The sequence below is a fragment of the Pseudomonas sp. KBN10P06128 genome (assembly GCF_037574945.1).
Taxonomy (GTDB): Bacteria; Pseudomonadota; Gammaproteobacteria; order Pseudomonadales; family Pseudomonadaceae; genus Pseudomonas; species Pseudomonas aeruginosa.
The window spans coordinates 131,435-145,989 of record NZ_JBBELR010000001.1 but is presented as its reverse complement, the minus strand read 5'-3'; the positions used below and the strand labels follow the sequence as shown (position 1 = coordinate 145,989).

Genomic DNA, 14,555 nt, shown 5'->3' with positions numbered 1-14,555 from the left:
CCCATCGACGGTTCCTTCTACTGCTCTGCGTGTCGCCGGTTGTCACTCGGCCTCGGCGAAGTCGTAGTGGAACTGGTTGTCGCGGCTACTGATACGTACCCCGGCCAACGGCTTGCCTTCGAGCATGCGGGTGAGGAACTCGCGGCTCATGTCCGGCAACAGCGTGTTGGTGAGGATCGCGTCGATCATCCGGCCGCCGCTCTCGGTCTCGGTGCAGCGCGAGACGATCAGCTCGACGACGCCCTCGTCGAACTCGAACGGCACCTTGTGGGTCGCCTCCACGCGCTTCTTGATCCGCCCCAGTTGCAGGCGCGAGATGGCCTTGAGCATGTCGTCGCTGAGCGGGTAGTAGGGGATGGTCACCAGGCGGCCGAGCAGCGCCGGCGGGAAGATCTTCAGCAGCGGTTCGCGCAGCGACTTGGCGATGGCTTCCGGCTCGGGCATCAGTTCCGGATCGGCGCAGAGGCTGGCGATCATCTCGGTGCCGGCGTTGGTGGTGAGCAGGATCAGGGTGTTCTTGAAGTCGATCACCCGGCCTTCGCCGTCCTCCATCACGCCCTTGTCGAAGACCTGGAAGAAGATCTCGTGGACATCCGGGTGGGCCTTCTCCACCTCATCCAGCAGCACCACGCTGTAGGGCTTGCGGCGTACCGCCTCGGTCAGCACGCCGCCCTCGCCGTAGCCGATGTAGCCGGGCGGGGCGCCCTTGAGGGTGGAGACGGTGTGGGCTTCCTGGAACTCGCTCATGTTGATGGTGATGACGTTCTGCTCGCCGCCGTACATGGCCTCGGCCAGCGCCAGCGCGGTCTCGGTCTTGCCCACCCCGGAGGTGCCGGCGAGCATGAACACGCCGATCGGCTTGCTCGGGTTGTCGAGGCCGGCGCGGGAAGTCTGGATGCGCTTGGCGATCATCTCCAGCGCGTGGTCCTGGCCGATGATGCGCTTCTTCAGGTGCCGGTCGAGGTTGAGCACGGTGTCGATCTCGTTGCGCGCCATGCGGCCGACCGGGATGCCGGTCCAGTCGGCGACCACCGAGGCCACCGCCTGGTAGTCCACGGTCGGCAGGATCAGCGGCTCTTCGCCCTGCAACGCGCTCAGTTGCGCCTGCAGTTCGGCCAGCCGCGCATGCAGCGCCTGGCGCTGTTCCTCGTCGAGACGCGCCTCGCCTTCGCCCAGCGGCGCGCCGCCGGCGTCCACCGCTTCGGCGGCGGCACGCAGACGGGCGCGGGTCTCCAGCAGTTCGTCGACCAGGCGTTTTTCCTCGGCCCAGCGCTGCTCCAGGGCGGCCAGGCGCTCGCGCTCCTCGGCCAGCAGGGTCTCGGCGTTGCGCTGGCGTTCGGCGGTGGCGACGCCGATGGCGCTCTCGCGGCGGATGATCGCCAGCTCGGTTTCCAGCGCCTCGATGCGCCGGCGGCTATCGTCGACCTCGGCCGGCACCGCGTGCAGGCTGATGGCGGTGCGCGCGCAGGCGGTATCCAGCAGGCTCACCGACTTGTCCGGCAGTTGGCGCGCCGGGATGTAGCGGTGCGACAGCCGGACCGCCGCCTCCAGCGCCTCGTCGAGGATCTGCACCTGGTGGTGCTTCTCCATGGTCGACGCGACGCCGCGCATCATCAGGATGGCCTTGTGCTCGGACGGCTCGTCCACCTGCACCACCTGGAAACGCCGGGTCAGCGCCGGGTCCTTCTCGATGTGCTTCTTGTACTCGGCCCAGGTGGTCGCCGCCACGGTGCGCAGGGTGCCGCGCGCCAGGGCCGGCTTGAGCAGGTTGGCGGCGTCGCCGGTGCCGGCCGCGCCACCGGCGCCGACCAGGGTGTGGGCTTCGTCGATGAACAGGATGATCGGCTTCTCGGAACTCTGCACGTCTTCGATCACCTGGCGCAGGCGCTGCTCGAACTCGCCCTTCATGCTCGCCCCGGCCTGCAGCAGGCCGACGTCGAGGGCGCGCAGTTCGACGTCCTTCAGCGCCGGCGGGACGTCGCCGGCGACGATGCGCAGGGCGAAGCCTTCCACCACCGCGGTCTTGCCGACGCCGGCCTCGCCGGTGAGGATCGGGTTGTTCTGCCGGCGGCGCATGAGGATGTCCACCAACTGGCGGATCTCCTCGTCACGCCCGACGATGGGGTCGAGCTTGCCGCTGCGGGCCTGCTCGGTGAGGTCCACGGTAAAGCGCTTGAGCGCCTCCTGCTTGCCCATCGCGCTCGGCGCCAGGGCGCCGCTGGCCTCGCCCGGGGCGGCGCCGGCGTTGAAGCCGTCGCTGGCCGACAGGCCGTTCTCCGGCGAGGCGCCGACGTACTCGTCGAAGCGCTCGGTGAGCGCCTCGACCTTGAGCTTGGCGAATTCCGCCGACAGCCCGGTGAGGGCATGGCGCAGGCTCAGCGTCTTGAGGATGCCGATCACCAGGTAGCCGGTGCGCACCTGGCTCTCGCCGAACATCAGGCTGCCATAGACCCAGCCGCGCTCCACCGCTTCCTCGACATGGGAGGACAGGTCGGTGATCGAGGTCGAGCCGCGCGGCAGGCGGTCGAGGGCCTCGGTCAGGTCCTTGGCCAGGCGCGCCGGGTCGATCCCGGACTGGCGGACGATCTGGTGCAGGTCCGAGTCCGGCAACTGGAGGATCTGGTGGAACCAGTGCACCAGCTCGACATAGGGATTGCCGCGCAGCTTGCAGAATACCGTGGCGGCCTCGATGGCCTTGTAGGCCAGGCTGTTCAGCTTGCCGAACAGCGCAACGCGACTGATCTCACTCATGTTCCTTCTCCTTGTGCTCGTGCGGCCGCGCAGTGGCGTACTGGCGGGCCAGCAGTAGATCCCTGGCGTCCTGGCCGGGATCGCCCAGCCAGGTGTTGAAACCGAGCCGCCCGCCGCCCTGCAGGCCCAGCGGGGGTACTTCGTGGCGTTGCAGGACCAGGTTGACGTCCCAGTCCAGCTCCTCGCCCAGGTATTCGGCGACCCAGGCGGCCAGCTCGACGAAGTGGTCGCCGTCGGGCAGGAAGCGCTGGTATTGATCGAGGTCCAGCGGCCCCAGGCGCAGGCGGAACTTGTGCTGGCGGTCCCAGACGTGGGTGCCCAGGCAGACGTCCATGCCCAGGCTCGTCGAGTCGACGCCGAGGCGGCTGCGCTCGGGCAGCTCCAGCCATTGGCCGACGTATTCCTCGACCGCCACCGGGACCTCGAAATACTCCGCGAGGATCACCCGCAGGCCGTCCGGGTAGCGGGTCTGCGCGGCGAGGTGGCCGGTGTAGTAGTAGCGCGCGGTGTCCGCCAGCGGCTCGCGCCCCCGCAGGCTCGGCATGCCGCGCCCGGAGAGCGCGGCGAGGCGCGCCGACCAGTAGTCGTCGTCGATCCGGTCGTGGCTGATCTCCGGCCGCGCCTCCGCCCAGGCCCGGTAGAACAGGGTCAGCAGGCGGTGGTGGAAGACGTCCATGAAGCGCTTGAAGGTCGCGTCGTTGACGTTGCGCTGGCGTTCCCGGGCGTATTCGGTGAGGTGCAGCGGCAGCGGCCCGTTGGGGCCGGTGAGGCCGAAGAAGAACTGGTCCAGGCGCGGCGTCGCGGCGGTGCCGGTGTGGCTCACCGAGGCCAGGGTCGAAGGCGCGAAGGTACAGTCGGGCTTCTGCCCGAGGCGCAGCGGATCGTCCGCCAGCCGCACCGAATGACCGAGGCGCGGCAGTTGCGGCGACTCGCACTCGATGCGCCGCAGCGCCTGGAAGAAGTCATAGTCCCAGGGCGCCGCCGCCATCCCGGCGAGCAGGTTCAGAGGTTCGGACGGCTGCCCGGCTTCGCCTGCCATCTCATCACCTCGCCCCGTTCGCCGGTGCGCAGCACCGTCTCGGTAAAGCTGTTGATCGACACGTAGCGTGCCAGGAAGCGCTCGAACACGGCGCCGAGGAGGAACACCCCGGTGCCGCGGAACGCGTTCTCGTCGAAGTCCAGGGTGATCTCCAGGCCACGGCCGAAGACGATCGGCCCGGGCATCGGCAGGCGCCGCGTGCAAGGCTTGCTGCTGACCTCGCGCAGGCCCTCGATCTGCAGTTGCAGCGCCGGATCGCCGCTGTCGCCGTAGAGCCGCAGCAGCTCGCGCAGGGCGGCGGCGCCCTGGCCGCGCTCGGCCAACGACAGGTAGTTCAGCGACAGCTGGCTGATCAGCCGCCAGGCGCTGGCATCGTGGGCACGGCTGGCGCGCGGCCGGCTCGGTCCGGCGAGGCAGCGCACCTGCATGACCGGCGCGCTGTCCTCCAGGGTGAAGTCGCTCTTGTGCGCGCCGATCGGCATGAACAGCGGCAGGTCGCGGTTGGTGCACAGCGCGGCGATGCCGAGCTGGCGCAGGTCGTGGCGATAGGGCGCCTGGTTGGCGTCGACCAGGGCGACGAAGGTCTCGCTGCCGACGTAGGTCGAGCGCGGGCCCTTGCGCCGCTGCTTGCTGGACAGCACGCGCGGTTCGCGACGCACGCTGAAGTAGGCCTGCTCGCGGCCGTAGCGCGCCGGGTCGCGCACCGCGTAGAACGGTTGGAAGGGTTGCTCCGGACCGCTGCCGTGGCCGCTCACCTGTTGCAGCGAATGCACCTCGAAATCCAGCGGACGGGTGCGGTCGACGATCACATGATGCTCGTTGACCCGGTCGGACAGGTGGATGCGGTCGCAGCGGCGCGGGAACAGGTTGATCGCCGGGGTGCAGAACGGCACCAGTTGCTCCGCGTCCACCGTGCCCTCCAGGCGCTGGTCGTGCTTGCCGAACAGCACGACCAGTTCCAGCTCCTCGCCGTGGCATCGACGCAGGGCGCGGTTCAGGCCGGAGAACTCGACGAACAGGAAGCGCGCCGGCAGGGCGAAGTATTCCTGCAGCAGGCGGTAGCCCTGGAACGCCCGCGGCACCACCGGCAGCAGCGCGTCCTCGTCGTCGAAGCCGCGCGCACGCAGGCTGCTCGTCGGCAGGCGTTCGACCCAGGCATTGTCCGGGGCGCGGACGAACACCGCGCAGGCGTTGCCGAGCAATTGTTCGTAGAGGCGGTAGGGTTGTTCGTCGGCGCCGTGCAGGTAGAGCGGCAGGGCGTCCAGCGACAGGCTGTCGAACGGGATACCGGCGCCGCTGCGCAGGCGGATGCGCAGGCCGGCCTTGGCCCGCGGCTCGCTGGCGGCGAGGCGGCCGAGCACCGCGGCGGGATTGCCGAAGTAGTCGGCCTGGGCCACTTCCAGCGGCCACAGGGTCACCGGGTGGGCGGTGCGGTATTCGCAGGCGGTCTGGTCATCGGGGCCGAGCTGGCCGCGCAGGGAGGCCCCGCGCTCGACGCTGAAGCCGCTGCTCAGGGCGCCTTCGTTGGGGTCCGGGCGCAGCTGCACCACGGTCATCGACGGAGTCGGCGCCAGGTAGTGCGGGTAGGCGATTTCCAGCAGGTTGTGGGTGAAGGTCGGGTACTCCGCGTCGAGCTTCAGCTGGACCCGCGCGGTGAGATAGGCGAAACCTTCCAGCAGGCGCTCGACGTAGGGGTCGGCGCACTCGAAGCCGGACAGCGACAGGCGCCCGGCGATCTTCGGGAACTCCTCGGCGAACTCCGCGGCGCTTTCGCGGATGTGTTGCAATTCCTGGTTGTAGTACTCGAGCAGGCGCGGGTTCATGTACGCCTCCGCTCGCCCTGGGCGACGCGCACGTGGCCGGTCTCCAGGTCCAGGTTGGTGGTCAGCAGCAGGCGCAGCGGCGCCGGTTCGGCCCAGAGATCACCCTCGATCTCGAAGCTCAGGGCGTTGTGGTCCATCTCGCCGGGCAGCAGTTGCGCGCGCACCCGCAGCGAAGAACGGATGATGCGCGGCTCGAAGGTGGCGATGGTCTCGGTGAGCAGCGCCTCGATGGCATGCACGTCGACGCTCGACGCGGTGTGCCCGGCCAGCGCCGGCAGCCCGTAGTTGAGCACCGAGTTGCCGGCCGGCATCCGTGCGGCGGGGCCGGGGTCGAACAGCGAGGTGGTGTTGAACAGCCACGCCAGGTCGCGCAGCACCGAGGCCTTCAGCTGGCTCAGGGTCAGCACCCGGCGCTCCGCGGCTTCCTTGAGGTTGCCCGGCTCGTCGTCGGTGAGGCGGTCGAGCAGCGACGGCTGCAGGCGCTCCTGGAGGGTCAGTTCGGCCATGTCAGGCGTCCGTCGGCTCGAAGTCCAGCTCACGCAGGTCGAACAGCGCGGTCTCGCCGGCATCGGTGACGAACAGCCGCTGGCCGACCGGCAGGCCGCTGTCCAGCCATTCGGTCTTGCGCCCCAGGCGCGCGGCGTCGTCTCCGTGCTCGACGGTTTCCGCGTAGCGCGCCGGCAGCAGCGCGACGGTGGCGCCGCCGTTGGCCAGGGTCAGTTCGGCCGGCAGCCAGACCAGGTCGCGCAGGTCGCTCGGCGCCTCGACCTTGAGGCTGCGCAGGTTGCTCATCGGCAACCAGGCATAGCGACCGTTGACGATTACCTCGAGCACCGGACCGAGGCGCGTGTCGGCATCCGCCAGCCAGGCGAACGGCGCCTCGCCGATCCGCCCGGGCACCGCCGGCGCGGCGTCGAAGGCCTGCTCGCGCAGGGCCTGGGCGGCCTCGCCGTGGCCTTCGGCATCCAGGCTCAGGGCCTGCAACAGCGGCGCGATCCATTCCGCCGGCTGGCCGAGGATCACCGGCGTCAGGCGCCCGGCGAACACCTCGCGGCGCAGCGCCTCGCAGTCGATGGCGGTGGAGTAGGTCTGTACCATCGGCAGCGCCGAGGCATCCAGTTCGCCGACCACCTTGAGCTGGTTCTGCGCCCGCGCCCACTGGCCCATCACGGCCAGCAGCTGGAACAGGAAGATCCGCAGGGTGGCGTTCGACGGCTGGCTGCGCACCTGTTCCTGCAAGGCTTTCAAGGCATCGTCCAGGCGCCCGGCGCGCAACAGTTCTTCGGCGATCATCGCGATACTTCCCTGTAGCCGGGAGCCCAGGCGCCCGGATGCGAATGAAGGGTCGGCCATGGCGCCCGGCGGACGCGACGGACGACCCGGTGGAATTCAGTACCTCCGGCAGGAGGTCGGGCGGACGAGGTCCGCGGCGCGCCGCGCGCGCCTTCGGCACCCGGCATGGCGGGCGCTCGCACCGGCCACGGCATGGCCTGGCCACGCCATGACCGGCAGCCGGCTCATCAGGCCTGCACGTTCTGGCGGATGTTCCAGCCGTACTTGACCGGACCGCCGTCCTTCGCGCCATCCGCCTTCTGCGGCTGGTAGTCGACCTGGACCTGGGCGAAGTTCAGGGTCACGTTCTCGGTCAGGCGATCCTCGCCACCGCTGCCGCCGGTGCTCACCGAGGACACCAGGACTTCCTTCAGGGTGATGATCAGGTACTCGACCTGGTTCTCGCCGCCGGCCTTGCGGATGGTCAGCTTCGCCTGCGGATAGTGCTTGCCGCTGGAGCAGGCCATCATCAGGTTGGGCGTGGACTTGTCGATGTACTTGGTGAACGACAGGTCCTGCACGTTGACCTTGCCGGCGCCGCCGCCACCGCCCATGTGCATCGACCCGGACTGGGACATGCCCCAGCTCCATGCCAGCACGTCGATTTCCTCGGCGTGAGTCTTGTCCTTGGACTCACCCTTGACGTCGCCGATCTTGATGAACATATCAACAGCCATCTTTCCTCCCGTGTGGCTCGCGCCACTACGCTATGCAAGCGCCCGCCACCATGGCAGGCGCTGTCGTTGAATGCCTCAGGCCTCTTTGGCCGAAGGCAGCTTGGATACCAGGCGTAGCGATACCGTCAGTCCCTCGAGCTGGTAGTGCGGGCGAAGGAAGAACTTCGAGTTGTAGTAACCCGGATTGCCTTCGACTTCCTCCACCACCACTTCGGCCGCCGCCAGCGGGTGCTGGGCCTTGGTGGTCTCGGTGGAGTGGGCGGGGTCGCCGTCGACATAGTTGAGGATCCAGTCCTGCAGCCAGCGCTGCATCTCGTCCTTCTCCTTGAAGGAACCGATCTTGTCGCGAACGATGCACTTCAGGTAATGGGCGAAGCGGCAGCTGGCGAACAGGTAGGGCAGGCGCGCCGCCAGGTTGGCGTTGGCGGTGGCGTCCGGATCGTCGTACTCGGCGGGTTTCTGCAGCGACTGCGCGCCGATGAAGGCGGCGAAGTCGGTGTTCTTCTTGTGCAGCAGCGGCATGAAGCCGTTCTTCGCCAGCTCCGCCTCGCGGCGGTCGGAAATGGCGATCTCGGTCGGGCACTTCATGTCCACGCCGCCGTCGTCGGTGGGGAAGGTGTGCGCCGGCAGGCCCTGCACCTCGCCGCCGGACTCGACGCCGCGGATCCGCGAGCACCAGCCGTAGAGCTTGAAGGAGCGGTTGATGTTGACCGCCATCGCGTAGGCCGAGTTGGCCCAGGCGTACTTGCTGCTGTCGGCGCCGTCGGTTTCTTCCTCGAAGGCGAACTCTTCCACCGGATCGGTCTTCGCCCCGTAGGGCAGGCGCGCCAGGAAGCGCGGCATGGTCAGGCCGATGTAGCGGGAGTCCTCGGACTCGCGCAGCGAACGCCAGCCGGCGTATTCCGGGGTGGTGAAGATCTTGGTCAGGTCGCGCGGGTTGGACAGTTCCTGCCAGGAACCCATGCCCATCACCGTCGGCGAGGCGGCGGAGATGAACGGCGCATGCATGGCGGCGGAGATCTTCGCCATCTCGCCGAGCAGCTCGACGTCCGGCGGCGACTGGTCGAAGTAGTAGTCGCCGACCAGGCAGCCATAGGGCTCGCCGCCGAACTGGCCGTATTCCTCTTCGTAGAGCTTCTTGAAGATCGGGCTCTGGTCCCAGGTGGTGCCCTTGAATTTCTTCAGGGTCTTGTGCAGCTCCGGCTTGGAGATGTTCAGCACACGGATCTTCAGTTGCTCGTCGGTCTCGGTGTTGTTGACCAGGTAGTGCAGGCCGCGCCAGGCGCTTTCCAGTTGCTGGAAGTCGGCGTGGTGCATGATCAGGTTGACCTGCGCGGTGAGCTTGGCGTCAAGCGCCGCGATGATCGACTCGATCGACTTGATCGCGTCGTTGGAGATCAGGCTGGTCTGCTCCAGGGCGTGCTCGGCGAGGGTCCGCACGGCGGTCTCCACCGCTTCGCGGGCGCGCTCGGTCTTGGGCTTGAACTCCTGCAGCAGCAGGCTGGCGAACTCGCTGGTCTGCTCGGTGGTGGTCTGGCCCTGGGCCAGGTTCTCGGTGCTCAATTCGGCCATGCTGGAATCCTCTTACGCCTGCGGCTCGTCGTCTTTGGGCTTCGGCGCGCTGGCCAGGGCCTGAAGCAGGGCCGGGTCCTTGATCGCCTTCATGATCATTTCCTCGGCGCCGGTCTTGCCGTCCATGTAGGTCAGCAGGTTGGCCAGTTGGGTACGCGCCTCGAGCAGCTTGTTCAGCGAATCGACCTTGCGCGCCACCGCGGCGGGGCTGAAGTCGTCCATGCTCTCGAAGGTGATGTCCAGGCTCAGGTTGCCTTCGCCGGTCAGCACGTTCGGTACGTTGAAGGCCACCCGCGGCTTCATCGCCTTCAGCCGGGCATCGAAGTTGTCCACGTCGATCTCCAGGAACTTGCGGTCGGCGACCGCCGCCTGGGGTTCGGCGGGCTTGCCGGCGAGGTCGGCCATGACGCCCATGACGAAGGGCAGCTGGACCTTCTTCTCGGCACCGTACAGCTCCACGTCGTACTCGATCTGCACGCGTGGCGCCCGGTTCCTGGCGATGAACTTCTGACTGCTGGTAGTGCTTCCCATCTTGTTTCTCCCTCGCGCGACGGCGGTTGTTAGCGCCGTCGGAATCGCCCCGGCGGCTTGCAGCGTTGGCCCGGACGGCCGCTAGGCGTTACTCGCTTTCCGGGCCTCGCAGGGTTTCGAACTGGGAAATCCCATCGGGGATGAGATTCCTCACGATTTCGGCGAAGTCGGCCGTCACCAGTGTCTTGGCGCGCTTGAGCAGCACCGGCACCGGACTCGACGGCTCGTGGCGAACGTAATACTCGAGCAGGCGATCGAGCTGGCGCAGGACGTCTTCGCGGTTGGCGATCTCGCCGCTGGCTCGCGGTGCCGGCGCGGCGACGGCTGCGACAGGCGCGGCACCCACCTGCTCGTCGGCGACCGCCTCGGCACCCGGCGCCAAGGACTCGCCGGCGCCCTGCGGGCCGTACAGGTCGAACACCTGGAGGGCCTGGCGCAGCAGTTGACGAAGGGGACCGAGGTCGAGTCCCTGGGCCGAGCCGACCCGTTCGGCGACGCCGCTCTCGATGGCCAGGGCATGTTCCTGGGCGCCATCCAGGGCGCGCCGGGTGGCGGCCAGCGCATCGGCGTCGGCATCGGCGAAGGCGCCGGCGATCTGCTCGGGACTCAGGGTCTCGCTGGCGAAGCGTTGCAGCCCGGCGGCGTTCAGCGCGGCGCGCAGGTTGACCGGGCCGAACGCCCGCGAGCGCACCAGCGGGATCGCCCAGACCAGTTGCAGCAGCGGTTCGGCGACCAGGCCGGTGAGGGCGTTGATACGGAAGGTGGGGTCGTTGTCGTCATCGGCGTCGAGCAACGGATAGACGCCGTCCCAGTACTGGCCGAGCAGCTCGCGGACCAGCAGCAGGCCTTCGGCGAGCCCGTCCAGGCCGTCGAGGGCGACGTTGCTCTGCAGCAGCAGGTTGGCTACCCGCAGGTCCTTGCTACGGCCGAACAGTTCGCTGGCCAGCGCGCGTACGCGCGGCCACTCCGGCGGCTCGGCGGGCAGCACGGCATCGCCCATCTGGCGCTCGGGTTGGCCCTGGGCGATGCGTTCGAGTTCGAGGAACGCGGCGTCGTACTCCAGATCGTCGCCACAGGGCGAGTCCGGGGATACGGCGGCCAGCAAAACGGGTACATCCAGCACGGTGACGATCTCCCTATCATCGGAGCCGCTGCGCGGCCCTCACCTTCGCTTGTAAGATCCACTCCGTCGGATCTTGTAGGAGCCATTGATGAATATCGGATGACTCGAAAGGTTGGCAAAATTCTTGAGGCATGCCGCAAGGCTTGTCAAGGAAGGCACAACGCCACTAGTTGCATGACACCGCAGATCGGACAAATCTTTAAAAGACGTAGGATTAGTCTTTTATAATCCGGTACCACCCGATGTGTCTTCCCGAGGCGACGAAACGCCGGAAAGCCGTCGGGCCAGCCTGGATGCGAACCGAAATCCCTCGGGCACGGGGGTGAGCGCCTGGAAGAGCCGGGCGCTGGCAATGCAAGGAGTAGCAATGCCGCTGCGATTGACCATCACCAGCTACCACAAGCTGACCCCCGGTCAGTGTTCGGAAAAGGTACTGGACCAGGGACAGCTGACCATCGGTCGGGGCCCGGACAACGACTGGGTCCTGCCGGACCCGGAGCGCCTGGTCTCCAGCCGCCACTGCACCATCCTCAACCGCGACGGGGTGTACTACCTCACCGACACCAGCACCAACGGCGTGCTGCTGGTCAATGCCGGGCACCGCCTGCGCCGCGGCAACAGCGAGCCGCTGCAGGACGGCGAGACCGTCCGCCTCGGCGAATACGACATCCTCGTCCAGCTCGGCCATGACATCGCCCTGCCCGGCAGCGGCAATCCGCAGACCGATCCGTTCACCAGCTTCGACGCCCTGATGAGCCGGCAGGCCGCCGGATCGGCGCCTGCCTTCGCCGAACCGGCGCCCACCCCGCACCCTGCGGTGACGGCGCATTTCCAGGGCGGCTCGCCGCTGGACACCAAGCCCGACCTGTTCGACTTCCTCACCCCGCCGCCGCCCGGCGCGGCGCCGCGTCCGGACCATGTACCGGCCGAACAGCACGACTTCCGCCCGCCGGAACCGGTGATCCCGCTGCCCCCCGCGACCACCCCGGCGCCACCGCCCGCTGGCGGCGCACCGCTGATTCCGGCCGACTGGGACCCGTTCGCCGAACTGCTCGGCAACACGCCCGCGCCAAGCGCCACGCCCGTCGTCCAGCCGCAGCCAGCGGCCGAACCGACGCCGCTGGCGATGCCCTTCGCCGACCCGGGGATCACCCAACAGCCACAGCCACAGCCACAGCCACAGCCACAGCCACAGCCACAGCCAGCCAGCGTGGCGGCGCCGACGCCACCGGCAAGCGCCGCCGCGACGGCCGGCGGCGACCTGCTGCAGGCGTTCCTGCGCGGCGCCGGCATGACCCAGTTGAAGGTCGACCCGGCCGGCGCCGAAGCGCAGATGGAAGCCATCGGCCGCAGCTATCGCGGCCTGGTGGAAGGACTGGTGGACGTGCTGCGCGCGCGGGCCAGCCTGAAGGGCGAGTTCCGCATGGCGCAGACCATGATCCAGCCGGTGCAGAACAACCCGCTGAAGTTCGCGCCGAACGTCGACGAAGCCATGCTGCTCCTGCTGCGCCGCGACAACCAGGCGTTCATGGCGCCGGATCGCGCGGTGGCCGACAGCTTCGAAGACCTCAAGGCGCACCAGCTGGCGGTGATGGCCGGCGTGCAGGCCGCCATCCGCCACCTCCTGGCGCGCTTCGAACCGGCCGCGCTGGAAGCCCGCTTCGGCAAGCCGGCCGGGCTTTCCGGCCTGCTGCCGGGGGCCCGCCAGGCACAGAACTGGGACAGTTTCACCGAGCTGTACGCGAAGATCCTGCGCGAGGCGGAGGACGACTTCCAGGAGCTTTTCGGCCGCGAATTCAGCCGCGCCTACGAGGAACACAGCGCTCGACTACGGCGTTCCTGACGCCAACGAACACCAGGAGAAACAACGTCAATGAGGACGACACCATGCAGAAACTGATCGTCGCGCTGTTCGGGCTGCTGCTCGCCGCCTGTTCGTCCAGCCCGCCGGAAACCCCGCCGACCCGGGTGGTGATCTGGCTCCACGCCGCACCGAACCTCAACCCGTCCGCCGCCGGCCAGGCGGCGCCGCTGCGCCTGCGGCTGTACGAGCTGAAGAAAGACACCGCGTTCGGCCGCGCCGACTACTTCGCCCTCACCGACAACGCCCAGTCGACCCTCGGTGGCGACCTGGTGGAGCAGGACGAGTTCCTCCTGCGTCCGGGCGAGGAACGGCGCATCGAACGCACGCTCGACGAGCAGACCCGCCAGCTCGGTTTCGTCGCCGCCTACCGCGACCTCGACCGCGCCACCTGGCGCCAGGTCCTCGACGTGCCGGGGCAACGCACCAGCCATCTCGACATCACGCTCGGCGCGCAGGCCATCGGCATCGTCGCGCGTCCCGCGCCCTGAACCTTCGGAGTCCCTATGTCCTGGAATAACCGCGTGGTGTGGTCCGAAGGCATGTTCCTGCGGCCACAGCATTTCCAGCAGCACGACCGCTACCTGGAAACCCTGGTGGATGGCCGCTGCCGCTCGCTCCTGGCGGGCGGCTGGGGCTTTTCCGAGCTGAAGCTGGACGATGCCCTGCTGACCCAGGGCAAGCTGGCCATCGTCAGCGCCCGCGGCGTGCTGCCGGATGGTACGCCGTTCAACATCCCCGCCGACGATCCGGCGCCGGCGCCGCTGAATGTCGAGGAAAGCCTGCGCGATGGCATCGTCTACCTCGGCCTGCCGCTGAAGCGCGTCGGCACCCGCGACACGGTAGAGGAGGGCGAGGCCCTCGGCGGCGCCCGCTACGTCAGCCAGGTGCAGGAAGTGCGCGACGACAATGCCGCCTTCGAGAGCCGCGCCCCGGTGGCCCTGGGCAGCCAGGCGTTCCGCCTGCTGACCGAGCGCGACGGCCTCGGCGAATACGCCGCGGTGGGCGTCGCGCGGGTCCGCGAGAAGCGCGCGGACCAGGCCCTGAGCCTGGACGAGGACTACCTGCCGCCGGTACTCGACATTGCCGCCGCGCCGCCCCTGGCGTCCTTCGCCAAGGAGCTGCTGGGCCTGCTCCACCAGCGCGGCGAAGCCCTCGCCGGGCGGGTGGTGGCCTCCAGCGCCGGGGGCGCCTCGGAAATCGCCGACTTCCTGCTGCTGCAACTGGTCAACCGCGCCGAGGCCCTCACCGGTCACCTGTCCCGCGTGCGCCCGCTGCACCCGCAGGAGCTGTACCGCGAACTGGTGGCCCTGGCCGGCGAGTTCTGCACCTTCACCGCCAGCCAGCGGCGTCCCGAGGAGTACCCTGTGTACAACCACGACGACCTGGCCGCCAGCTTCGCCCCGGTGATGCTCGCCCTGCGCCAGGCGCTGGCGACGGTGATCGACGCCAAGGCGATCGCCATCCCGATCGTCGAGAAGGCCTACGGCGTGCACGTCGCGATGCTCAGCGACCGCAGCCTGATCGACAACGCCAGCTTCGTCCTGGTGGTGCGCGCCGACGTCCCCGGCGAGAGCCTGCGCGGGCACTTCCCGCAGCAGGCCAAGGTCGGCTCGGTGGAGCACATCCGCGACCTGGTCAACCTGCAACTGCCGGGTATCGGCCTGCTGCCGATGCCGGTGGCGCCGCGGCAGATCCCCTACCACGCCGGCTCCACCTATTTCGAACTGGACCGCGGCAGCGCGCATTGGAAGCAGCTGACGCACTCCGGCGGCTTCGCCTTCCACATCGCCGGCCAGTTCCCCGGGCTGAACCTGGCCTTCTGGGCCATTCGAGGATAAGCAAC

At 68.6% G+C, this 14,555-nt stretch carries 12 protein-coding genes; 3 read left to right on the top strand and 9 right to left on the bottom strand.

Features of this window, described 5'->3' with window-relative positions; genetic code table 11:
* Positions 1-42: 42 nt before the first annotated feature.
* The 9 genes from tssH to tssA form a co-directional block, all read right to left on the bottom strand.
* Positions 43-2,751, bottom strand: coding sequence for a type VI secretion system ATPase TssH (gene tssH, locus VQ065_RS00635; RefSeq protein WP_003083682.1), 2,709 nt, complete (start codon positions 2,749-2,751; stop codon positions 43-45).
* On the bottom strand, positions 2,744-3,790 hold the full coding sequence (tssG, locus tag VQ065_RS00630) for a type VI secretion system baseplate subunit TssG (RefSeq protein WP_003083679.1): 1,047 nt from the start codon (positions 3,788-3,790) through the stop codon (positions 2,744-2,746). The genes tssH and tssG overlap by 8 nt, the downstream gene beginning before the upstream one ends.
* Positions 3,754-5,613, bottom strand: coding sequence for a type VI secretion system baseplate subunit TssF (tssF, locus tag VQ065_RS00625; RefSeq protein ID WP_003083676.1), 1,860 nt, complete (start codon positions 5,611-5,613; stop codon positions 3,754-3,756). Before tssF ends, tssG begins: the two co-directional genes overlap by 37 nt.
* Positions 5,610-6,119 carry a type VI secretion system baseplate subunit TssE gene (tssE, locus tag VQ065_RS00620; RefSeq protein ID WP_003083674.1) on the bottom strand — a complete coding sequence of 170 codons (510 nt, stop codon included), beginning with the start codon at positions 6,117-6,119 and terminating at the stop codon, positions 5,610-5,612. Before tssE ends, tssF begins: the two co-directional genes overlap by 4 nt.
* A gap of 1 nt (position 6,120) precedes the next feature.
* Entirely contained in the window at positions 6,121-6,966 is an 846-nt protein-coding gene (tagJ, locus tag VQ065_RS00615) for a type VI secretion system accessory protein TagJ (RefSeq protein WP_003119488.1), read from the bottom strand.
* Between the two features lie 167 nt (positions 6,967-7,133).
* Positions 7,134-7,622, bottom strand: coding sequence for a type VI secretion system receptor/chaperone Hcp (gene hcp, locus VQ065_RS00610; protein ID WP_003083670.1), 489 nt, complete (start codon positions 7,620-7,622; stop codon positions 7,134-7,136).
* Positions 7,623-7,697: 75 nt separating this feature from the next.
* On the bottom strand, positions 7,698-9,194 hold the full coding sequence (gene tssC / locus VQ065_RS00605; protein ID WP_003083668.1) for a type VI secretion system contractile sheath large subunit: 1,497 nt from the start codon (positions 9,192-9,194) through the stop codon (positions 7,698-7,700).
* Positions 9,195-9,206: 12 nt separating this feature from the next.
* Complete coding sequence (gene tssB / locus VQ065_RS00600) at positions 9,207-9,725, bottom strand: type VI secretion system contractile sheath small subunit (RefSeq protein ID WP_003083666.1); 519 nt, start codon at positions 9,723-9,725, stop codon at positions 9,207-9,209.
* 88 nt (positions 9,726-9,813) lie between these two features.
* The gene (tssA, locus tag VQ065_RS00595; protein WP_003083664.1) at positions 9,814-10,848 is read right to left on the bottom strand and encodes a type VI secretion system protein TssA; all 1,035 of its coding nucleotides are present in this window, start codon (positions 10,846-10,848) and stop codon (positions 9,814-9,816) included.
* A gap of 367 nt (positions 10,849-11,215) precedes the next feature.
* On the opposite strand from tssA, the gene tagH reads away from it, so the two are divergent.
* Genes tagH through tssK form a run of 3 tightly spaced genes read left to right on the top strand, consistent with a single transcriptional unit; the run spans position 11,216 to position 14,550 of the window.
* Entirely contained in the window at positions 11,216-12,691 is a 1,476-nt protein-coding gene (gene tagH / locus VQ065_RS00590; protein WP_034021140.1) for a type VI secretion system-associated FHA domain protein TagH, read from the top strand.
* A 44-nt stretch (positions 12,692-12,735) separates the two neighbouring features.
* A complete protein-coding gene (tssJ, locus tag VQ065_RS00585) occupies positions 12,736-13,200 on the top strand; it encodes a type VI secretion system lipoprotein TssJ (protein WP_003083660.1) in 465 nt (154 codons plus the stop codon).
* Positions 13,201-13,215: 15 nt separating this feature from the next.
* Positions 13,216-14,550 carry a type VI secretion system baseplate subunit TssK gene (tssK, locus tag VQ065_RS00580; RefSeq protein WP_003115052.1) on the top strand — a complete coding sequence of 445 codons (1,335 nt, stop codon included), beginning with the start codon at positions 13,216-13,218 and terminating at the stop codon, positions 14,548-14,550.
* Positions 14,551-14,555: the final 5 nt, after the last annotated feature.

What these genes read in the sequence shown, in the direction of transcription:
- tssH (WP_003083682.1), bottom strand. Translation starts at nt 2,751, where the DNA reads ATGAGTGAGATCAGTCGCGTTGCGCTGTTCGGCAAGCTGAACAGCCTG.
- tssG (WP_003083679.1), bottom strand. Translation starts at nt 3,790, where the DNA reads ATGGCAGGCGAAGCCGGGCAGCCGTCCGAACCTCTGAACCTGCTCGCC.
- tssF (WP_003083676.1), bottom strand. Translation starts at nt 5,613, where the DNA reads ATGAACCCGCGCCTGCTCGAGTACTACAACCAGGAATTGCAACACATC.
- tssE (WP_003083674.1), bottom strand. Translation starts at nt 6,119, where the DNA reads ATGGCCGAACTGACCCTCCAGGAGCGCCTGCAGCCGTCGCTGCTCGAC.
- tagJ (WP_003119488.1), bottom strand. Translation starts at nt 6,966, where the DNA reads ATGGCCGACCCTTCATTCGCATCCGGGCGCCTGGGCTCCCGGCTACAG.
- hcp (WP_003083670.1), bottom strand. Translation starts at nt 7,622, where the DNA reads ATGGCTGTTGATATGTTCATCAAGATCGGCGACGTCAAGGGTGAGTCC.
- tssC (WP_003083668.1), bottom strand. Translation starts at nt 9,194, where the DNA reads ATGGCCGAATTGAGCACCGAGAACCTGGCCCAGGGCCAGACCACCACC.
- tssB (WP_003083666.1), bottom strand. Translation starts at nt 9,725, where the DNA reads ATGGGAAGCACTACCAGCAGTCAGAAGTTCATCGCCAGGAACCGGGCG.
- tagH (WP_034021140.1), top strand. Translation starts at nt 11,216, where the DNA reads ATGCCGCTGCGATTGACCATCACCAGCTACCACAAGCTGACCCCCGGT.
- tssJ (WP_003083660.1), top strand. Translation starts at nt 12,736, where the DNA reads ATGCAGAAACTGATCGTCGCGCTGTTCGGGCTGCTGCTCGCCGCCTGT.
- tssK (WP_003115052.1), top strand. Translation starts at nt 13,216, where the DNA reads ATGTCCTGGAATAACCGCGTGGTGTGGTCCGAAGGCATGTTCCTGCGG.